Source organism: Pantoea sp. GbtcB22 (assembly GCF_019091025.1).
Lineage (GTDB): Bacteria > Pseudomonadota > Gammaproteobacteria > Enterobacterales > Enterobacteriaceae > Pantoea > Pantoea leporis.
The window spans coordinates 30,385-49,623 of the sequence record NZ_JAGXKB010000001.1; the positions used below are offsets into that span (position 1 = coordinate 30,385).

Annotated in this window: 19 protein-coding genes and 1 tRNA gene; 15 read left to right on the plus strand and 5 right to left on the minus strand. The window is 54.7% G+C overall.

What is annotated here, in order from left to right:
- Positions 1-156 precede the first annotated feature (156 nt).
- The 9 genes from KVT28_RS00145 to ybiX all read left to right on the plus strand — a co-directional run bounded on the left by KVT28_RS00145 (position 157) and on the right by ybiX (position 10,370).
- Positions 157-1,272, plus strand: coding sequence for a branched-chain amino acid ABC transporter substrate-binding protein (locus KVT28_RS00145; protein WP_101762802.1), 1,116 nt, complete (start codon positions 157-159; stop codon positions 1,270-1,272).
- Positions 1,273-1,354: 82 nt separating this feature from the next.
- Positions 1,355-2,269, plus strand: coding sequence for a branched-chain amino acid ABC transporter permease (locus tag KVT28_RS00150; protein ID WP_008105462.1), 915 nt, complete (start codon positions 1,355-1,357; stop codon positions 2,267-2,269).
- Positions 2,270-2,279: 10 nt separating this feature from the next.
- Positions 2,280-3,560, plus strand: coding sequence for a high-affinity branched-chain amino acid ABC transporter permease LivM (gene livM, locus KVT28_RS00155; protein ID WP_101762800.1), 1,281 nt, complete (start codon positions 2,280-2,282; stop codon positions 3,558-3,560).
- Positions 3,553-4,428 (plus strand): ABC transporter ATP-binding protein, encoded by an 876-nt coding sequence (locus KVT28_RS00160; protein ID WP_137386054.1) that lies wholly within the window; start codon positions 3,553-3,555, stop codon positions 4,426-4,428. The genes livM and KVT28_RS00160 overlap by 8 nt, the downstream gene beginning before the upstream one ends.
- Complete coding sequence (locus KVT28_RS00165) at positions 4,421-5,170, plus strand: ABC transporter ATP-binding protein (protein WP_217546255.1); 750 nt, start codon at positions 4,421-4,423, stop codon at positions 5,168-5,170. Before KVT28_RS00160 ends, KVT28_RS00165 begins: the two co-directional genes overlap by 8 nt.
- Positions 5,171-5,290: 120 nt before the next feature.
- A complete protein-coding gene (locus tag KVT28_RS00170; RefSeq protein ID WP_217546257.1) occupies positions 5,291-6,703 on the plus strand; it encodes an EmmdR/YeeO family multidrug/toxin efflux MATE transporter in 1,413 nt (470 codons plus the stop codon).
- Between the two features lie 132 nt (positions 6,704-6,835).
- On the plus strand, positions 6,836-7,003 hold the full coding sequence (locus tag KVT28_RS00175; protein WP_167391193.1) for a hypothetical protein: 168 nt from the start codon (positions 6,836-6,838) through the stop codon (positions 7,001-7,003).
- Positions 7,004-7,356: 353 nt separating this feature from the next.
- Complete coding sequence (locus KVT28_RS00180; protein ID WP_217546260.1) at positions 7,357-9,642, plus strand: catecholate siderophore receptor Fiu; 2,286 nt, start codon at positions 7,357-7,359, stop codon at positions 9,640-9,642.
- Between the two features lie 50 nt (positions 9,643-9,692).
- Positions 9,693-10,370, plus strand: coding sequence for a PKHD-type hydroxylase YbiX (ybiX, locus tag KVT28_RS00185; protein ID WP_101762795.1), 678 nt, complete (start codon positions 9,693-9,695; stop codon positions 10,368-10,370).
- A 44-nt stretch (positions 10,371-10,414) separates the two neighbouring features.
- On the opposite strand, the gene KVT28_RS00190 is transcribed toward ybiX, so the two are convergent.
- The 3 genes from KVT28_RS00190 to KVT28_RS00200 all read right to left on the minus strand — a co-directional run bounded on the left by KVT28_RS00190 (position 10,415) and on the right by KVT28_RS00200 (position 12,322).
- Positions 10,415-10,490, minus strand: a tRNA-Asn gene (locus KVT28_RS00190).
- 103 nt (positions 10,491-10,593) lie between these two features.
- Complete coding sequence (mtfA, locus tag KVT28_RS00195) at positions 10,594-11,370, minus strand: DgsA anti-repressor MtfA (protein WP_217546263.1); 777 nt, start codon at positions 11,368-11,370, stop codon at positions 10,594-10,596.
- 277 nt (positions 11,371-11,647) lie between these two features.
- The gene (locus KVT28_RS00200) at positions 11,648-12,322 is read right to left on the minus strand and encodes a hypothetical protein (RefSeq protein ID WP_101763938.1); all 675 of its coding nucleotides are present in this window, start codon (positions 12,320-12,322) and stop codon (positions 11,648-11,650) included.
- A gap of 570 nt (positions 12,323-12,892) precedes the next feature.
- On the opposite strand from KVT28_RS00200, the gene KVT28_RS00205 reads away from it, so the two are divergent.
- Together KVT28_RS00205 and KVT28_RS00210 are read left to right on the plus strand one after the other, a co-directional pair.
- Positions 12,893-13,591, plus strand: coding sequence for a phosphohydrolase (locus tag KVT28_RS00205; protein WP_110868365.1), 699 nt, complete (start codon positions 12,893-12,895; stop codon positions 13,589-13,591).
- A 76-nt stretch (positions 13,592-13,667) separates the two neighbouring features.
- Positions 13,668-13,916 carry a hypothetical protein gene (locus KVT28_RS00210; protein ID WP_008105442.1) on the plus strand — a complete coding sequence of 83 codons (249 nt, stop codon included), beginning with the start codon at positions 13,668-13,670 and terminating at the stop codon, positions 13,914-13,916.
- 41 nt (positions 13,917-13,957) lie between these two features.
- On the opposite strand, the gene KVT28_RS00215 is transcribed toward KVT28_RS00210, so the two are convergent.
- On the minus strand, positions 13,958-15,550 hold the full coding sequence (locus tag KVT28_RS00215) for a methyl-accepting chemotaxis protein (RefSeq protein ID WP_217546265.1): 1,593 nt from the start codon (positions 15,548-15,550) through the stop codon (positions 13,958-13,960).
- Between the two features lie 124 nt (positions 15,551-15,674).
- Positions 15,675-17,066, minus strand: a complete 1,392-nt coding sequence (gene dcm, locus KVT28_RS00220; protein ID WP_217546267.1) for a DNA (cytosine-5-)-methyltransferase — start codon at positions 17,064-17,066, stop codon at positions 15,675-15,677.
- Positions 17,067-17,194: 128 nt separating this feature from the next.
- Here dcm and KVT28_RS00225 point away from each other — a divergent pair, with 128 nt between their 5' ends.
- The 4 genes from KVT28_RS00225 (at position 17,195) to KVT28_RS28125 (ending at position 19,110) form a co-directional block, all read left to right on the plus strand.
- Positions 17,195-17,671 carry a very short patch repair endonuclease gene (locus KVT28_RS00225; RefSeq protein WP_101763942.1) on the plus strand — a complete coding sequence of 159 codons (477 nt, stop codon included), beginning with the start codon at positions 17,195-17,197 and terminating at the stop codon, positions 17,669-17,671.
- A gap of 70 nt (positions 17,672-17,741) precedes the next feature.
- Positions 17,742-18,014 (plus strand): hypothetical protein, encoded by a 273-nt coding sequence (locus KVT28_RS00230; RefSeq protein ID WP_008105433.1) that lies wholly within the window; start codon positions 17,742-17,744, stop codon positions 18,012-18,014.
- 14 nt (positions 18,015-18,028) lie between these two features.
- Complete coding sequence (locus tag KVT28_RS00235; RefSeq protein ID WP_101763943.1) at positions 18,029-18,931, plus strand: DUF808 domain-containing protein; 903 nt, start codon at positions 18,029-18,031, stop codon at positions 18,929-18,931.
- A gap of 44 nt (positions 18,932-18,975) precedes the next feature.
- Positions 18,976-19,110, plus strand: a complete 135-nt coding sequence (locus KVT28_RS28125; protein ID WP_255253243.1) for a hypothetical protein — start codon at positions 18,976-18,978, stop codon at positions 19,108-19,110.
- The last annotated feature ends 129 nt before the right edge of the window (positions 19,111-19,239 follow it).

A 19,239-nucleotide genomic window follows, 5' to 3' on the forward strand; every position in this document is an offset into this window, starting at 1 on the left:
TGGCCTTAATGAATCCATCCGGTTCTTAAAGCAGGTTGCCATAAATGGCGACTCTTCAGGTGTTGGAGGCCGCACTCTGTTCTGCCGAAGTTTCAGAAATTGATTTCTCCCAGGCCGTGGTATGGCTCCGTTCCTGACCCGTTGAGGATTGAAAGCATGTCTTTGAAATTCATAAAACACCCAATGAAGGTGGCGATTGCAGGTTGTTTAAGCGTGGCCTTTTACGCTCAGGCAGATATTAAAATTGGTGTGGCGGGTCCGTTCTCAGGGCCTAATGCGACGTACGGCGCGCAATACTGGAAAGGCGCAAGCCAGGCCGCGGAGGATATCAATGCGGCAGGCGGCATCAACGGCGAGAAAATCGTGCTGGTGCAGGGCGACGACGCGTGTGAACCGAAGCAGGCGGTATCCGTCGCTAACCGATTGGTCGATCAGGATAAAGTGATGGCGGTGGTCGGCCACTTCTGCTCCTCATCCACCATGCCCGCTTCGGAAGTCTATGATGAGGCCGGCGTTTTAGCGATCACGCCCGGATCCACCAACCCAAAAATTACCGAACGCGGCATGAAAACTCTATTTCGCATGTGTGGGCGTGATGACCAGCAAGGCGCCATCGCCGCGGATTACATCATCGACAAGCTGAAAGCGAAGAAAGTGGTCATCATTCATGACAAAGACACTTACGGCCAGGGTTTGGCGGATGCCACCAAAGCCTCACTTGAGAAGCGCGGCGTAAAAGAAGTGCTGTATGAAGGATTGTCGCGCGGCGAGAAAGATTTCAATGCGCTGGTAACCAAGATCGGCGCGCTGAAACCGGACGTGGTCTATTTCGGCGGCTGTCATCCGGAAGCCGGTCCGCTGGTGCGCCAGATGCGTGAGCAGGGCGTTAATGCGGCTTTCTTCTCCGGTGACTGCATTGTGACGGAAGAGATGGTGACGGCAGCAGGCGGCCCGCAATACACCAAAGGCGTCTACATGACCTTCGGCAACGATCCGCGCACCATCGCCGATGGCAAAGCGGTTATCGACAAATTCCGCGCCAGCGGATTTGAGCCAGAAGGTTACACCCTGTATGCCTACGCCTCCGTGCAGACGCTGGCCGCCGCTTACAAAGCAGCCGGTAAAGACAACGCCAAGGCCAGCGACTGGCTGAAAGCCAACAGCGTCGATACCGTCATGGGCAAAAAAGGCTGGGACAGTAAAGGCGATCTCAAGGTGTCGGATTACGTCGTGTATCAATGGGACGACAAAGGCAAGTATCACCAGCTGTAATGTGCCACGCGGCCCCGCGCAGTGCGGGGCCATTCGCGATTGCGCGCGAGGTGTGCGCTCCCATTGAGTACGAGACGACATTATGGACGCCTTTTTCTTACAGCAGCTGATCAACGGTTTAACGCTCGGTGCCGTGTATGGCCTGATCGCCATCGGTTACACCATGGTTTACGGCATTATCGGCATGATCAACTTCGCCCACGGCGAGGTGTATATGATCTCCGCCTATCTGTGTGCCATTGGCTTATCGCTACTCAGCTTTTTTGGCATTCACTCCTTCCCGCTACTGATATTCGGCACCTTAATCTTCACCATTATCGTCACCTCGGCTTACGGCTGGGCGATTGAGCGCATCGCCTATCGACCGCTGCGCAACTCGACGCGCCTTGCGCCGCTGATTTCAGCGATCGGCATGTCACTGATTTTGCAGAACTATGTGCAACTCAGTCAGGGGCCAAATCAGCAGGGCATTCCGACGTTGCTGACCGGCGTGTTGCGCATGGAATTTGATGGTGGCGTGGTGCAAATCACCTGGACCAAAATCTTCATCCTGATCGCGGCGTTTTGCGGCATGGCGCTGCTGACCTGGATTATCCAGTACACCAAACTCGGGCGTATTTGCCGTGCAGTGCAGCAGGATCGGCGCATGGCTTCCATTCTCGGCATCAATACCGATCGCGTTATCTCGCTGGTGTTTGTGATTGGTGCGGCGATGGCGGGATTAGCTGGCGTGCTGGTGACCATGAATTACGGCACCTTTGATTTTTACGCCGGATTTATCATTGGCATCAAAGCGTTCACCGCCGCAGTGCTCGGCGGCATCGGTTCACTGCCGGGCGCGATGCTTGGCGGATTATTGCTGGGCGTCGCGGAAGCGCAGTTCGCCGGGATGGTGAATTCTGACTACAAAGATGTGTTCTCGTTTTCGCTGCTGGTGGTGATTTTGATCTTCCGCCCGCAAGGACTGCTGGGACGTCCGCTGGTCGCTAAAGTGTGAGGAAGCCTCGATGAATGCAATGACGCAAAATCCTGTGCGCCAGGCGCTGCTCGATACGCTGCTGGCGGGGTTAGTGGCGCTGGTGGTATTTGGTCCGATTGTTGGCGTGGTGCTCGACGGTTACAGCTTCAAACTGTCGCCACAGCGCGTGGCGCTGCTGGTGGCGGTGGTGATGGCGGGGCGTTTGCTGTTCAGTTTGTTTCTGCACGCGCCTGTTGGTCAGCGCATCATGCGCAAGTTTGCCAGCAGCGATGACGGGGTTTACGTGCGCGAGCCCGGCTATCGTTCGCGTTTGCGCTGGATATTGCCGCTGCTGCTGATCGTGGCGCTGGCCTTTCCGTTTCTCTCCAGTAAATATCTGCTGACGGTGGCGATTCTCGGCCTGATTTATGTGCTGCTCGGGTTGGGCTTGAATATTGTGGTTGGGCTCGCCGGATTACTTGATCTCGGCTACGTGGCTTTTTATGCCATCGGAGCGTACGGCCTGGCGCTTGGCTATCAATATCTCGGATTGGGTTTCTGGAGCATGCTGCCGCTGGCGGCGCTGCTGGCAGCTTTTGCTGGCGCGCTGCTCGGGTTCCCGGTGCTACGCATGCACGGCGATTATCTGGCGATCGTTACGCTCGGCTTTGGTGAAATCATTCGTCTGGTGCTGACCAATTGGGTCGCCTTTACCGGCGGCCCGAACGGGGTTTCCGTGCCGTCGCCGACCTTCTTTGGCCTCGAGTTTGCCCGCCGCGCGCGCGATGGCGGCGTGCCGTATCACGAGTTTCTGCACGTCACTTACAACCCGAATATGAAATTTATCTTTATCTATGTTGTGCTGGTTCTGGTGGTGTTGCTGGTGCTGTGGATCAAGCATCGCCTGACGCGTATGCCGATTGGCCGCGCCTGGGAAGCGCTGCGTGAAGATGAGATTGCCTGCCGCGCGATGGGGCTTAACCATGTGTTGGTTAAGCTTTCAGCCTTTATGTTGGGCGCGTCAACGGCGGGCATCGCCGGGGTGTTTTTTGCCAGCTATCAAGGCTTCGTTAATCCCACCTCGTTTACCTTTTTTGAGTCAGCGCTGATTCTCGCCATTGTGGTGCTTGGTGGGATGGGATCGACGCTCGGCGTGGTGCTGGCAGCGTTTGTGCTGACGGTGGCACCGGAACTGCTGCGCAGCTTTGCCGAATACCGCGTGCTGCTGTTCGGCATGCTAATGGTGCTGATGATGATCTGGCGGCCACGTGGGCTGGTGCGCACCGCACGCGTTGGCGTGCCGCTGCGAAAAGGAGTGCGCCATGAGTGATGCCATCCTGCAAGTGGACAACCTGATGATGCGCTTTGGCGGCATCAAGGCGCTGAATGACGTCAGCCTGGCGGTGGAGCGCGGTTCGGTGACCTCATTAATTGGTCCTAACGGTGCCGGTAAAACCACGGTGTTCAACTGCCTGACCGGTTTTTATCGCGCCAGCGGCGGACGCATTGTGCTTAACGCCAATCAGCGCAGCACCGATGTGATTCAGGTGTTGGGGCAAAAAATTCACGCAGGTGACTGGATCAATCCTACACGGCTCGGCTCGCGGCTCTGGTACAAGATGTTTGGCGGCGCGCATCTGGTGAACCGCGCCGGGCTGGCGCGTACCTTTCAAAATATCCGGCTGTTCCGCGAAATGTCGGTGATTGAGAATCTGCTGGTAGCTCAGCATATGCAGGTCAATCGTCAGCTGCTGGCGGGCGTGCTGAACACGCGCGGCTACCGTGAAGCAGAAAATCGCGCGCTGGATCGCGCTTTTTACTGGCTGGAAAACGTCGATCTGGTCGCCAGCGCCAACCGCCTGGCGGGCACGCTCTCTTACGGTCAGCAACGGCGGCTGGAGATCGCGCGCGCCATGTGTACGCGACCGGAACTGATTTGTCTGGATGAACCGGCGGCTGGGCTGAATCCGGTGGAAACCGAGGCGTTGAGCGCGATTTTGCATCGTCTGCGTGCCGACCATCGCATCAGCGTGTTGCTGATTGAACACGACATGCCAATGGTGATGCGCATTTCCGATCACATCGTAGTGCTCGATCATGGCGATGTGATTGCCCAGGGCACGCCGCAGCAAATTCGTCACGATCCCAAAGTGATTGCCGCCTATCTCGGCGCAGAAGAGGAGAGCGATCATGGCTGAACCGATGCTGGCTTTTGAGCAAGTCGATGTGTTTTACGGTCCTTTGCAGGCGTTGAAACAGGTGTCGTTGACGGTGAATCAGGGCGAAACCGTGGCGCTGATTGGCGCTAACGGCGCGGGAAAATCCACGCTGCTGATGTCGATCTTTGGTCAGCCGCGCATTGCCAGCGGCGAGATCCGCTTGCGCGGCGAAGCGATCAGCCAGCGTTCGACGCACTTCATCGCGGCCAGCGGCATTGCGCAGGCCCCGGAAGGACGACGCATCTTTCCTGATATGACGGTGGAAGAGAACCTGCTGATGGGCACCATCGCTATCGGCGAACGTTTTGTTAAAGAGGACAAAGAGCGCATGTATCAGCTGTTTCCGCGCCTGCTGGAGCGGCGTAAGCAGCGCGCCATGACGCTCTCCGGCGGCGAGCAGCAGATGCTGGCGATTGCGCGTGCGCTGATGAGTCGACCTAAGCTGTTGCTGCTCGACGAACCCAGTCTTGGCCTCGCGCCGATTGTGGTGAAGCAGATCTTTGGCATTCTGCGCGAATTGACCCAGCAAGGCATGACGCTGTTTCTGGTGGAGCAGAATGCCCGCCATGCATTGCAGCTAGCCGATCGCGGCTATGTGATGGAGAACGGTGAGATTCGCCTGAGCGGCAGCGGCGCAGAGCTGCTCAATAATGACGACGTGCGCAGCGCCTATTTGGGCGGCGCAGCCGATCCTGCGGTGGTGGCGACAAAAAGTTTGTAATAATGATTAAATGGTGAGGGGAAACACTTTGCATAATTCTCAGTGGCCTATCATCATTATTACTCTTCTTCCTCTCCAAAGTGATTTGGTAATCCCTTGCAAAATCCTGGCGTAGCAGTGATGCGGGCGGTCAGAAACACGGCGTGGTATCCCAAGCGCCGCGCTTACCGTACGTTGTTCTGGCGAGAAATCACCCCATTAGCCGTGCCCATCTTTATCGAAAACCTCTGCGTGATGCTGATGGGCGTCCTCAGTACCTTTTTGGTGAGCTGGCTGGGTAAAGAAGCGATGGCGGGCGTCGGTTTGGCCGACAGCTTCAACATGGTGATCATCTCCTTCTTTGCCGCCATCGATCTCGGCACCACGGTGGTGGTGGCGTTCAGCCTGGCGAAACGCAACGGCAAACGGGCGCGAGCCGCTACCAGACAGTCGCTGGGATTGATGACCGCGCTGGCGTTTGTGCTGATGATCGCCATCGAGTTTTGGGGGCATTTGATCATTGATGTGATTGCCGGCAGCGCCGATCCCAAAGTGAAAGAGCTGGCACTGAGCTATCTGCAAACCTCGGCGTGGAGCTATCCCGCAGCGGCGATTGCGCTGATTGGCAGCGGCGCGCTGCGTGGTGCGGGCAATACCAAAATCCCGATGCTGATCAACGGCGGCATGAACATTCTCAACATCGTGATCAGTAGCGTGCTGATTTACGGCTGCCTCGGTTGGGAAGGGCTGGGCTTTGTTGGTGCCGGATTGGGCTTGACCATTTCGCGCTACATCGGTGCGGCGGCGGCGATTTATGTGCTGTATCGCGGCATTACGCCAGCCCTGAAAATCTCCATCGCCAGCTATTTCCGGCGCTGGGATCGCAATATCCTGATGGAAGTGTTGGGCATTGGCGTGCCTGCCAGTATTGAATCGGTGCTGTTTAACGGCGGTAAGCTGCTGACGCAGATTTTTGTTGCTGGCATGGGCACCAATGAAATTGCCGGTAACTTTATCGCCTTCTCGATTGCTTCGCTGATTAACCTGCCAGGTAACGCGCTGGGATCGGCGTCGACCATTATTACCGGCCGCAGGTTGGGACTGAATCAGGTGATGCAGGCTGAACGCCAAATCAAACACGTGTTCTGGCTGGCGATGATTGGATTGTGTTCGCTGGCGTTGTTCACCGTGCCGCTTGCCGGAACACTCGCGCAGTTTTACAGCCGCGATCCGGAAGTCATTTCAGTTACCAAGCATTTGATTTGGCTGAATGCCGCCTTTATGCCGATCTGGACCGCTTCATGGGTGCTGCCCGCCAGCCTGAAAGGCGCGCGCGATGCGCGTTACACCATGTATGTGTCAATGTTTAGCATGTGGGGCGCCCGCGTCGTAGCCGGTTATTTCCTTGGGATTGTATTGGGAATGGGCGTGATAGGCGTGTGGCTCGGCATGTTCCTCGACTGGACGGTGCGCGGCGTATTTTTCTGGTGGCGACTCAACAGCGGCAAATGGCTGAACAATTACCGCAAGATGATGGCGAAGAGCAGGGGATAGGGCATTGGCTGGTGCCCATTGTGGGCTCTACGTATATGCATTAATTGGCAATGAAGCGCACAACTAATCGGTTTGGTTATAGGAGAGAATACGGTTTACTGTCAGCGTCAATCATTTGTGGAGAAGCTGGCAATGAAACACCTCTTGCAGCAGTGGTTTAACCAACTGATCAATGGCGAGACTGGACCCGCAGAAGAGCGCGAATTCGATCTCAGTAATCATATCGACCTGCTGATTCCCATCAGCCAGCTGTACGGTGTTGAGTTCCATCCTTCGGTGTATCGTTACTATGAGAGATGAGCGCCTGCACCATGTCATCCGCTACAGCTACTGGAATGAGCTGTGCGCTGTTGAATAAAGAACCCGCTCTAGCCAGCGGGTTTTTTTATGCCTGAAATTTGACCCTTCGTTCAAAAAAATTCATCAGATTTTTACACTCTCTATCAATTGTCTTGATTCCGTAATTTTCTCGTAAAGAAATGTATTCCTAACTCGCGGCGTGCGTGTAAGATAGAAAAGTAAATGATAACCATTGGCGTTATCATTTAGGTGTCACGCCAGCTCAACGCCTTGCCGCCGGAATGCTTCTGCGCCAGGCCATCCGCTGATGTGATGTGCGCGTCAATCATTACAAGAAACTCACTCCCTTAAAAATGGATAAAAATCGCAACCTGCCGTTTGGCAGCTTCAATTCCCTGACCTTGTTCACCGGGCTTTGCATTGGTATTTCTCCTGCTGCCGCATTAGCGGCAGAAAATGGCAACAAAAAATCTGACGATACCTTAGTGGTTGAAGCGCATACGCCATCGCTGTATGCCCCCAACGCATCTGCCGATCCGAAATTCAATCGTCCGCTGGTGGATACCACCCGCACCATGACGGTGATTCCGGATCAGGTGATTAAAGATCAGGGCGTAACCAATCTTACTGACGCGCTGAAAAACGTGCCGGGCGTGGGCGCGTTCTATGCGGGGGAAAACGGTAGTTCTACTACCGGTGATGCGGTGTATATGCGTGGCATTGATACCTCCAGCAGCATTTACGTTGATGGTATTCGCGATATTGGTAGCGTGACGCGCGATACCTTCAACACTCAGCAGGTTGAAGTGATTAAAGGGCCATCGGGCACCGATTACGGACGCAGCGCGCCGTCAGGTTCGATCAATATGATCAGCAAACAGCCGCGCCTCGATAGCGGGCTCGACGCCTCAGTCAGCGTTGGCAGCGCGTGGATGCGTCGCGGCACGCTGGATTACAACCAGGCGATTAACGACAACGCCGCGTTCCGCCTCAATCTGATGGGTGAGAAAACTCACGATGCGGCGCGTGATAACGTGCAGAACGAGCGTTATGGCGTGGCGCCATCGCTGGCGTTGGGTCTGGATACTGCAACGCGCTTGTACCTCAACTATCTGCATGTGCATCAAAACAATACGCCCGATGGCGGCATTCCAACCATTGGCCTGCCGGGCTATTCGGCGCCAAATGCGGCGACATCGGCACTGAACAATTCTGGCAAAGTCGCGACCAGTAACTATTACGGCACCGATTCTGACTTTGATAAATCGACCACCGACAGCGCCACCATACGCTTCGAGCACGATATTAACGACAGCACCACCATCCGCAACACCACGCGTTGGTCACGCGTGAAGCAGGAATATCTGCTGACGGCAGTGATGGGCGGCGCCACCAATATCACTGCCCCGAACCGGAACGATGTGAATAGCTGGAGCTGGTCGCGCCTGGCGAACACCAAAGACATCAGCAACCGCATTCTCTCCAACCAAACCAACATCACCTCGAAGTTTTACACCGGTTCGGTTGGGCACGATGTCAGCGCGGGCGTGGAGTTTACGCGTGAAAATCAAACCAACTACGGCGTCAATGCGATTACGCCGCGATCGGTTAATATCTACCATCCTATCAGCAGCATTTCGGTGGGTGGATTGGACAGGAATGGTGCCAATGCTAACGGGCAAACCGATACCGCAGGCATTTACGCCTTTGATACGCTCGCGATAACCAAAAGTTTTGAGCTGAACGGCGGCATTCGTCTCGATAACTATCACACTGAGTATGACAGCGCGACCGCCTGTGGCGGCACCGGACGCGGTGCGTTGACGTGCCCAGCTGGCGTGCCGCGCAATACGCCGGTTACCACCGTGGATACCGCAAAATCGGGCAATCTGGTGAACTGGAAAGCCGGTGCGCTTTATCGTCTGACCGAGCAGGGCAACGTCTATGTTAACTATGCCATTTCTCAGCAACCGCCAGGCGGCAGCAGCTTTGCACTGGCCGCGGGCGGCACCGGCAACAGCGCCAACCGCACTGACTTCAAACCGCAGAAAGCCAAGTCCAGTGAAGTGGGCACTAAATGGCAGGTGCTGGATAAACGTCTGTTGCTGAATGCTGCGCTGTTCCGTACCGATATTGAAAATGAGGTCACCGCTAATGACGACGGCACCTATTCGCAAGCCGGTAAAAAACGTGTGGAAGGTTATGAGCTCTCAGCCACCGGTAACATCACGCCAGATTGGGAAGTGATCGCCGGCTATACCCTGCAGCATGCGTCAGTGACCGAAGGGGATAGCGTATCGCAGGATGGATCTTCTGCGCTGGCTTACACGCCGAAGCACGCCTTTACATTGTGGACCAACTATCAGGCAACCGATGCGCTTTCAGTCGGTGCCGGTGCGCGTTATGTGGGCAGCCTGCGTCGCGGCAGCGATGGTGCGGTCGGTACGCCGGATCACACCGAAGGTTATTGGGTCGCCGATGCCAAACTGGGCTACAAGGTGAACAACAACCTCGATCTGCAGCTCAACGTGTACAACCTATTCGATACCAACTATGTTGCCTCAATCAACAAGAGCGGTTATCGCTACCATCCGGGCGAGCCACGGACTTTCCTGCTGACGGCAAACGTGCACTTCTAAGTTAACGTCGTGGGGCGTGCGCGCCCCACAATTTTTGAGAGAACAACGCGATGATGTATCACATTCCTGCTGTACTGACGCCGGAAGAGGTAGCGAGTTTTAGCACGCTGCTGCAACAGGCCGAATGGATCGACGGAAGGGCGACGGTCGGCAGCCAGGGCGCGACGGTGAAAAACAATCAGCAGATCGATACCCGCACGCCACTGTACGATCAGCTGCAAACCGCGGTGATGCAGGCCCTGAACAACAACCCGCTGTTCTTTTCCGCTGCATTACCACGATCGATTTCCACACCGCTGTTTAACCGTTATGAGCAGGGCGAAACCTACGGTTTTCATGTCGATGGCGCGGTACGCCATAACGGCGCGGCGGGCTGGATGCGAACCGATCTCTCCGCCACGCTGTTCCTCAGCGAACCTGAAAGCTACCAAGGTGGCGAGTTGGTGATTGAAGACACGTATGGTCAGCACAAGGTGAAACTGCCAGCGGGCCATCTGGTGCTGTATCCGTCGAGCAGCCTGCATTGCGTCACGCCAGTTACCCAGGGTGCGCGCGTCGCTTCATTCCTGTGGATTCAGTCGATGGTGCGCGACGATAAACAGCGTGCCATGCTGTTCGAGCTGGATCGCAATATTCAAAGCCTCAAAGCGCGTCACGGTGATAGCGCAGAGCTGTTGTCGCTGCTGAACATGTATCACAACCTGCTGCGCGGCTGGACGGAAGTGTAAAAGCAAAAAGCCCGCTTAGTTTCCTAAGCGGGCTTCTCTAAATATGGCTCCTCTGACTGGACTCGAACCAGTGACATACGGATTAACAGTCCGCCGTTCTACCGACTGAACTACAGAGGAATCGTGTGAACGAGGCGAATATTAATTGCGCCCCTTGCAGGTGTCAACAGCTTAAAACACATTTGTATTCAACTGGCTAGCATTAGTACAAAGCGATCGCGATTTAAGCAGGTTCTGCTGTTAGCATCGCCAGTCGCGCCAGGGGGGCCTGACGATAGAACTGCTGCAGATGGCGATACATCGCCGGGAAACGGTTAGCCAGTAAATCCGGTGCGCTGAAGAAATACTCCGACAGCACCGCAAAACATTCAGCCGCATCGCTGGCGGCGTAAGGATCGATGGTCGCCGCCTGTTCACCGACTAACTCAACTTCCGCTTCAATCTCCGCCATTGCCTGCAGCAGATCTTTCTCCCAACTGGCGACATCGCGCAGCGCCATCACCGGAATGCCGCTGGTATAGCCGCTGCCGCGCGCATCGAGTTTATGCGCCACTTCGTGGATCACCAGGTTAAAACCGGAGAGATCGAGCGAATCCTGAATATCCAGCGCATTCAGCACCACCGGACCTTGCGTCCAGCTTTGTCCAGCGTGCACCACCGGCGCGTGATGCACCAGGCCGTTATCATCTTCCCAGCGATTGTCGACATTGAAAGGTTCAGGATAGATCAGCACTTCATGAAAGCCATCAAGCCATACGAGACCGAGCTTCAACACTGGCAAACAGAACAGCAGCGCCAGACGCGTCAGTAATAGTTCATCGAGTTGCAGGCCTTGCAGCGGCGAGATTTTTTTCTGCTGCAGGAAGCGTTGCGCCAGCGTAACCAGCGCGGTTTTTTCATCAGGATCGAGCAGTGAAAAGATCGGCTGCGCCAGCGCCTGTTGCCAGGGCAGCGCCAGTACTGAAGTCTCTATTTGCGCATGCCACGGCCATTTGAACATTGCGTCACTCACTCTTCAGACGAAAACAGTATCCTGGCGCGGCAAAGGGGAAATTACCAGCGCGGAATCAAAGCCGGAGATTCAACCAGTTAATGGGGGATTTGTCTGTGATTGGCGTGGCAAAGCGGCAAAGTAAGTTTGCCTTCACACCAACGCTCTCCCGCAGGCGGGAGAGGGAGCTTGCTGTGCAAATCTTCACGTGATCCCCCAAACTTCTACATCGCTAAGAACGGTTCCCTCGCCCGCCCGCGGGAGAGGGTTAGGGGGAGGGGACGTCTTATCGTTCAACCCGCTGGAACGCGATCACCCAAACCCACGGGTTCACTTCCCAGCTGGTGGCGCCGTACTGTTTCTGCCACGCTTTGCGGTAGGCTTCTTTTGGCGATTCGGAATTCATATTCATGGTGAAGAAGTTATTCAGGAAGTGCGAATCGGTCTGCACGCCTTCCGCCATGATGTCATCTTCACTAATGTCCTGAATCTTCTCGGCTCGCACCGAGGTGATTTGCAGGTCGATGCGGCTGGCCCAGCGCGGCATATGAATCGCGGTTTGCCAGCCAAACTGCTCGGCATTCTGCATATTCTCATCCAGCTGTCCCAATTCATTGCTGTCAGCGCGATATTGGCAGTAAGCCGCATTGCGGAACGGCAGAGGATCGCGTTCGTAATCCGCCAGCATCGCCTCCGGCACGATCGGGCCGCGCCAGGTTTCACGTACCCACAAACCATCGCCCGCCTGACCAAATGGGCAGTGCGAACTGACATCGGTCATCGACATCAATTTATAGCCGTGCAGATGATTGGCACTGACATCAAATGCGTGTACCCCTTCATGATGATCCTGACCCGGACCAAAGGCTTGAGTTTTCATAATGCGCCGGGTCTGCGTTTGCTGGCCAACCAGCAGGGCGCGTACCCGCTGTTCGGAAAAAAGAATCGGCCGTTCTTTCATTGCATACCTCTTAATGTGTCACAAACCCGGAAACTGCGAAGAATCCCCTAACATCCGTAGATGTGAGAGCTAGCATAATGGGTTTGAATCAGTTTGCTTAATAATTTGTCGACTTAGTATCAGGCTATTCTGGCAATTTTAGATGTAAAAAATGGTTCATAAGCAAAATGTGTGCTGAAAAGGACTTTGCAAGGGATCAGAAGCCATAAATTTTCCAGATACAGTACGTTATAAAGGCCATTATGGGAACCTTTTCAGATTATGCCGTGTTGATCTGCCTCTAAGAAGCCCCATTTATCAGCATAGATAACTGGAATTTATCCCTAAAGCGAAATTTGTTGATGACGCGAATATATTAAACCTATTGAACAGAGTTATTTAACTAAAACGCACTAAGGAAATACCGAAATCGCAATGGCTGCTGTGCAAGCGGCGTTAACAGCGTTATAACAAGATCGGGATCTCATTTTTACGCCTGGCACCGCCTGGACGGATGTAAAAAAAGTGTCATGGCCAGGCCGCTATGATGTCCGCAGGAACGTAGATAACAGCAATAACAGGAGAAGCACGATGTCACTTACTCACTGGCAACAACGCTACGAGAATTGGCTGCAGCTCAACTGGCTGCACGACGACAAAGCCCACGATATCGCGCACCTGCGCCGCGTCTGGATGAGTGCTAAGCGCATCATGCAGCACAGCGACGCCGATCCTATGGTCGTGATGACCGCCTGCTATTTTCACGATGTGGTCAACCTGCCGAAAAACCATCCCGAACGTCATTTAGCGTCAACTTATGCCGCGGAAGAGACGCGCCGCATACTGCAGCAAGATTTCCCCGACTTCCCGTTCGAACGGCTGGATGCCGTTGCGCACGCGGTGCAGGCTCACAGCTTTAGTGCGCGTATCGCGCCGCAAACGCTGGAAGCGAAAATCGTGCAGGATGCCGATCGTCTCGAATCATTAGGTGCTATCGGCCTGGCGCGCGTTTTCTACACGGCGGGCGCGTTAGGTCGTCCGCTGTTTGATAGCGAAGATCCGTTAGGAAAGGATCGCGAACTGGATGATGTGAAGTGGACCTTGGATCACTTCCAGAAAAAGCTATTGGGTTTACCGCAAACCATGCAAACCGAAGCTGGACGCCTGTTGGCGGAACATAACGCCGATTTTCTTGTCCACTACATGGGCAAACTTTGCGCCGAGCTGCAGGGCAATTTGACCTCCATCGATGAATCGGTGTTAAGAGATTTCAGCCCCATACACTCGTAATATTAAATTTTTATGACAGTCTGTTAAGTTTCATCTGCTTCCGCTACGTTGTTGTAAATCAAAAGGGAGTATGAAAATGACCGAGACCGTTAACTTAACCATCAAAATTGACCCGGCACTGAAAGAGCACATCAAACAGTTAGCCGCCGATAACCAAATCTCCATGAGTCAGGAGATCGTTAATCGCCTGCAGGCCAGTTTAGATGCGGGTGCGCAACCGGCCATTGATAGTCTGGATACTCAGGAAGCGGTGGAAGATCAGCTCTCCGCTGCGGAACTGAAGCAGATTCGTGCACTGCTGAAGAAAAGTAAGAAGAAGAAATAAGCAGAAAACCCGTCACTGACGGGTTTTTTTATGCCTGCAGATTAAATACGGAACTGCTGCGCGCGCTGAGCCAGGCGGTCCGATAAGGCGCGCAATTGCACTGCCGATTGCACCTGATGGGCGTTAAGCGCTTCGTTCTGCTGCAGCTGTCCGCTCATCTCCACCACTTCCAGCGCAATCTTTTTTACCCGATGACTCTGCGCGGCACTGTTTTGCTGCAGCTCGTTCAGCTGCGTCACCACGCCAGACACCGCGCTGCTGATCTGCGCGAACAGCACCTCCAGCGCTTTCACCTTATCGAAGCCAGCATGCACATGTTGCTGCGTATGCTGAATCAATCCGTCAATCTGGCGCGTCGAGGCACCGCTTTGCTGCGAGAGCAAACCCATCTCTTTGGCGACCACCGAGAAACTGCGGCCGTAAGCGCCGGCATGTGCCGACTCGATCGCGGCATTTAGCGACAACAAACGCGTCTGCATCGACAAGTCATCCAGCATGCCAACAATCCCGGCGATATCATCCGACGCGGTGACAATTTGCTGCATCTGGATTTCCATCTTATCGACTTCCAGTGCGCAGTTACGCATCAACGCATCGGCAGATTGCGCTTCCTGCGTCGCCTGCTGCGAGAACTGGGCACCAATCTCCACCTCTTCAGAGACGCGATCTAAGCGCTGCGACAGATGATGGAAGCTGGCATTTTGCTGCTGGTGTTGCTGCATCACTTTCTCATTATGCTGCTGCATATCTTCTGCGCCGGCGGCCACGCTGACCGCCACCGTGTTGATGTCGCGCACAATCTGCTGCAAGCCGCGTCGCATGGTCTCAATTGACTGGAACAGCTGGCGCGTTTCCAGCGACTGACGACGCGGAGGGTTTTGCGCATCGACCAGATCACCGGTGGCGATCTGTTCCAGCTGCGCATTCGCGCGACGTAGCGGCAACAATACGCCGCGCATCAGCAGGCTGGAGGCCAGCACTAACAGCGCCATCAGCACCGCGCTGACCATCAGCGACAGATTGCGGCTCTGCTTCAACGTGCTGAGGGTGTTTTGATTCACGCTGCTGAGCTGCTGATTGGCCTGCTCGATTTCACTGAACCACGCATCATTAAACTGCTGCTGAAACGCCTGCATCGGTACCATAAAAAAGGCGTTGATGTCGTTGGCCGCTAATCCTTTCAGCTGCTCCTGCAATCCTGCTGCCAGCATGGCGAAGCCTTGCGCCAGCGGGCTATCCGCATGGGCGTGGTAGGCGGCGAACTGTTGTTGCGCATGCTTCAACGAGTCATCGGCTGCCGCCGCCAGACTTTTCCAGCTATCCACCGAGCCACTTTGTTGATCCTGCATCAGATAAATACCGGCGCGATGGCTGTTATCACTGGCGGTAAGCAGTTCGATGCGCGCTTTATCCAGCAGGGCCAGACGTTCGCGCAGTTGATTCGCCTGCTGCAACGAGGTTTGCGTCTGGTTAACGTGGGTATTCAGTAGCAGCACGCCGGCAAACTGCAGCAAGCAGAACAGCGCAATGAACAGCAAAAACTGGCTACGTAAACTGGTGAGCCACAGCGGAATACGCGGGGAGAACCGCGCGCGTAACCGCAGCGGCAGAGTGATAACAGACAGGAGTGACATCACACGCCTCCAAAAAATAAAACAGGAGTATTGGCAGCACGCGTGACAGTTTGGTGACAGCGGGCGCGATTAGGCGAAAAACAGCATAAAGCGCGGCCCTAAATAAAATTGTGGTCCTGAATCGCTACGCCTTTTGCGCGGCGTACTGTTCAATCAGCGGCAATAACAGTTGCGCCACCGCAGTAAATACCGGCACCACTACCGAGTTGCCGAACTGCTTGTAGGCCTGCGTATCGGAAACCGGAATGCGCAGTTTGGCCTCGCCCGGCGCTTCAAAACCCATCAGGCGGGCACATTCGCGCGGCGTTAAACGACGCGGACGGCGCGCCATATTCTCCGCCTGCTGGAAATCTGCTTCGCCTTGCGCGTAATCCCAGCCGCGATCGATGAGGATTTCCGAACCATCTTTGTAGTAGCGCGCCGATAAAGTACGCACGCAAATGTTCAGATTACGCGGATCGTTAAGGCCAAAGCCGAAGCCGTTACCTTTGGCTTTATGCTTTTTTGCGTATTGATACAGATAGTTCCACAGCGTGGGCGATAGCGTGTATTTTGCTTCCGGCTCGGATTCCAGCAGGCTGTGTAACGACGGCACCTTTTGCGGATAGAGCGCGGGCAGGGCGCGCAACGAAAAGCCGTTGCTGAGCCCGCTATCACGGCGAATGCCCACCAGCACGATACGCTCACGATGCTGCGGCAGGAAATGGCGCGCATCGATAATTTTCGCATCCGGCAAACCGCCGTCATTGGCATCGGCCACGTCATAACCGAGTTCATCCAGCGTGGCCATAATGATGGCGAAGGTGCGGCCTTTATCGTGGCTCTTAAGGTTTTTCACGTTCTCCAGCACGAAGAACGGCGGCTTCTTGGCGGCCAAAATGCGCGCCACATCGAAGAATAGCGTGCCTTGCGCTTCGCACTCAAAACCGTGCGCGCGACCCAACGCATTCTTCTTGCTCACGCCCGCCAGCGAGAAGGGCTGACAAGGAAAACCGGCCAGCAGCACCTGATGATCGGGAATGGTGCGATCGATATGCTGATAAATTGCCTGCTCATCGCTGATGCCCGCGGGCTGCGTTACCAGACGAATATCACTGTTGAAGTGATGCAACTGTGGATCGCTATACAGATTGGCTTTATAGGTGCGCACCGCTTCTTTATTCCATTCGCTGGTGAACACGCATTGACCGCCAATCTGCTCGAAGCCACGACGAATGCCGCCGATACCGGCAAACAGATCGACAAACTGGAATTTGGCGTCGTCATAGTGCGCCGGACGCTGCGGCAGCAAGGCCTGCAGGCTGGCCACTTCGCGGCTGGAGAGCGCCGGCGCGGCACTTTTACCGGCGCGGATGCGATTCAAACGCGGCACGCTCCAGTCGCGGCCACCGGCTTCAGTTAAGGTGATAACCACATCGCGTGCGGCATAGATATCGAGCACCTGCAGTAACAGCGACGTCGCGTCATCCTGATCGGCGGTTAACGGGGAGGGCGAGACGGGGTCGATAGCGAGCATGCGTTTTTCCTTAACAGTGAAGCGGCTATGCTAACACTCATCACGCAACGAGGAAATTGGCGTGCGGTGTGCTTTCGCTTTTGGCTTAAACCGCTAAAGTTGTAGAAGCGCTAATACAAGGAGACGCCATGGCAGACGTTCACTCGCAAGCCATTCGCAGCAAAAACATGCGCGCGATTCGCAATCAGGATACCGCGATTGAACAGCGTATTGCGTTGATTCTCAAAGATCGCGGCTTCACCTATCGCGTACAGGATAAAGCGCTACCGGGCCGCCCGGATTTTGTCCTGCCCGCCGAGAAAGCGATTATCTTTGTTCATGGCTGCTTCTGGCATCGACATCACTGCTACTTATTCAAAATGCCGGCCACGCGCACCGAATTTTGGAGTGGCAAAATTAACAGTAACGTTGAGCGCGACCGGCGTTACGTCGAACAACTGCGCGAAGGAGGTTGGAAAGTACTGATTGTTTGGGAGTGCGCGCTGCGCGGCAAACTGCAGCTGCAGGACAGCGCGCTGATTGAACGTTTAGAAGAGTGGCTGCTGGCCGCAACCGACAGCAGCGAAATCGACCATCAGGGCTTGCATCACTATCGCGTTGAATAGTGCGAGATTGTTGCTTTTAGCCGCTATAACAGTTTAGATCTCCCTTTTCTCTGGGACGCGGAATTGAGCCATGAGCAGCATCAAACTTACCGTTAAGCGCCTGTATCAACTCCGCGATGAGCGGATGGTGACAACCCAAGCCACGGCGCGCATTTATCTTGGCGACCGGCTGGTAGCCACCGAAGAGATCAGCGGCATGACGGAAAGTCCAGTGAGCAAGTATTTGCACGCCGGGGATCTGACGGGGCCGTTACGCGTCGAATGGGACTGTGCCGGCATCGCCGATATGTCAGTAACGGCGATTGAGCGTTGCCCCTGTTGTCAGGATCACGAACCGGAATAATAAGGAATACCACTTTGGCAGGAACCAGTTTACTCACCCTTCTGGATGATATTGCAACACTGCTCGACGATATCTCGGTCATGGGCAAAGTTGCGGCAAAGAAGACCGCAGGCGTATTGGGTGACGATCTGTCGCTGAATGCGCAGCAGGTTAGCGGTGTCAAAGCCAACCGTGAATTGCCCGTTGTATGGAGCGTTGCAAAAGGCTCCTTTCTTAATAAATTCATTCTGGTGCCGCTGGCGTTATTGATCTCGGCGTTTGCGCCCTGGTTGATTACGCCGCTGCTGATGATTGGCGGTGCCTATCTCTGCTACGAAGGCGTGGAGAAAGTGCTGCATAGCCTCAATCACGATAAGGCCGAGCAGAGTCCGGAGGCGCGTCAGCAGCGTCTCGACAAACTGGCGCAGCAGGATCCGCGGGCGTTTGAAAAGGACAAAGTAAAAGGCGCAGTGCGCACTGACTTTATCCTCTCGGCGGAGATTGTCGCCATCACGCTGGGCATCGTCTCAGAGGCGCCGCTGCTGAATCAGGTGCTGATTCTCGCCGGTGTCGCCATTCTGGTGACCATTGGCGTGTACGGCATCGTGGCGATGATTGTTAAAATTGACGATTTGGGCTTTTGGTTAAAAGAGAAATCTTCCACGGTCGCGCAGGCCATTGGCGGCGTATTGCTGGCCTTTGCCCCCTGGTTGATGAAAGCCTTAACGTTAGTCGGCACGCTGGCGATGTTTTTGGTTGGTGGCGGCATTGTGGTGCACGGCATCACGCCGCTGCATCACGCCATTACGGAATACAGCGCCGGATTCAACGGTTTGGTCTCGGCACTGCTGAGCAACGGCGCCAATCTGGTGATCGGCTTTATCATTGGGTCGATCGTGCTGTTGGGCGTAAATCTGATTGCTAAGCTGCGCGGCTAGCAGTTATAAAGCGCTGTAAATTTTTAATCACGGTCAGGAGAACGATGATGAACGACGATATGTTTGAATTTGATATCGATGCACAGCTGGAACAGGCTGAAGCCAAAGCGGCAGAAAAAGCCAACGAAGTGCCTGCGGATATCAGCGACGAAGCGGATTGCGAAGGCTGCAAAATCTAATTTTCCTGTCCAGGACGTGCTATCAAAGCCGACAATAAATTTTGTCGGCTTTTTTTATTTACAGAGTTTTTAACTGCTTATTCTGATTTAGTAGCAGTAATAGATTAATCGTATAGGAAAAAATCGGTC

Excerpts from the sequence above, each read along its gene's own strand:
- KVT28_RS00230 (WP_008105433.1), top strand. The coding sequence starts at position 17,742 with ATGAGCAGCATCAAACTTACCGTTAAGCGCCTGTATCAACTCCGCGAT.
- KVT28_RS00150 (WP_008105462.1), top strand. The coding sequence starts at position 1,355 with ATGGACGCCTTTTTCTTACAGCAGCTGATCAACGGTTTAACGCTCGGT.
- KVT28_RS28125 (WP_255253243.1), top strand. The coding sequence starts at position 18,976 with ATGATGAACGACGATATGTTTGAATTTGATATCGATGCACAGCTGGAA.
- KVT28_RS00170 (WP_217546257.1), top strand. The coding sequence starts at position 5,291 with ATGCGGGCGGTCAGAAACACGGCGTGGTATCCCAAGCGCCGCGCTTAC.
- KVT28_RS00180 (WP_217546260.1), top strand. The coding sequence starts at position 7,357 with ATGGATAAAAATCGCAACCTGCCGTTTGGCAGCTTCAATTCCCTGACC.
- KVT28_RS00210 (WP_008105442.1), top strand. The coding sequence starts at position 13,668 with ATGACCGAGACCGTTAACTTAACCATCAAAATTGACCCGGCACTGAAA.
- dcm (WP_217546267.1), bottom strand. The coding sequence starts at position 17,066 with ATGCTCGCTATCGACCCCGTCTCGCCCTCCCCGTTAACCGCCGATCAG.
- KVT28_RS00165 (WP_217546255.1), top strand. The coding sequence starts at position 4,421 with ATGGCTGAACCGATGCTGGCTTTTGAGCAAGTCGATGTGTTTTACGGT.
- livM (WP_101762800.1), top strand. The coding sequence starts at position 2,280 with ATGAATGCAATGACGCAAAATCCTGTGCGCCAGGCGCTGCTCGATACG.
- KVT28_RS00175 (WP_167391193.1), top strand. The coding sequence starts at position 6,836 with ATGAAACACCTCTTGCAGCAGTGGTTTAACCAACTGATCAATGGCGAG.
- KVT28_RS00145 (WP_101762802.1), top strand. The coding sequence starts at position 157 with ATGTCTTTGAAATTCATAAAACACCCAATGAAGGTGGCGATTGCAGGT.
- ybiX (WP_101762795.1), top strand. The coding sequence starts at position 9,693 with ATGATGTATCACATTCCTGCTGTACTGACGCCGGAAGAGGTAGCGAGT.
- mtfA (WP_217546263.1), bottom strand. The coding sequence starts at position 11,370 with ATGTTCAAATGGCCGTGGCATGCGCAAATAGAGACTTCAGTACTGGCG.
- KVT28_RS00225 (WP_101763942.1), top strand. The coding sequence starts at position 17,195 with ATGGCAGACGTTCACTCGCAAGCCATTCGCAGCAAAAACATGCGCGCG.
- KVT28_RS00215 (WP_217546265.1), bottom strand. The coding sequence starts at position 15,550 with ATGTCACTCCTGTCTGTTATCACTCTGCCGCTGCGGTTACGCGCGCGG.
- KVT28_RS00205 (WP_110868365.1), top strand. The coding sequence starts at position 12,893 with ATGTCACTTACTCACTGGCAACAACGCTACGAGAATTGGCTGCAGCTC.
- KVT28_RS00200 (WP_101763938.1), bottom strand. The coding sequence starts at position 12,322 with ATGAAAGAACGGCCGATTCTTTTTTCCGAACAGCGGGTACGCGCCCTG.
- KVT28_RS00160 (WP_137386054.1), top strand. The coding sequence starts at position 3,553 with ATGAGTGATGCCATCCTGCAAGTGGACAACCTGATGATGCGCTTTGGC.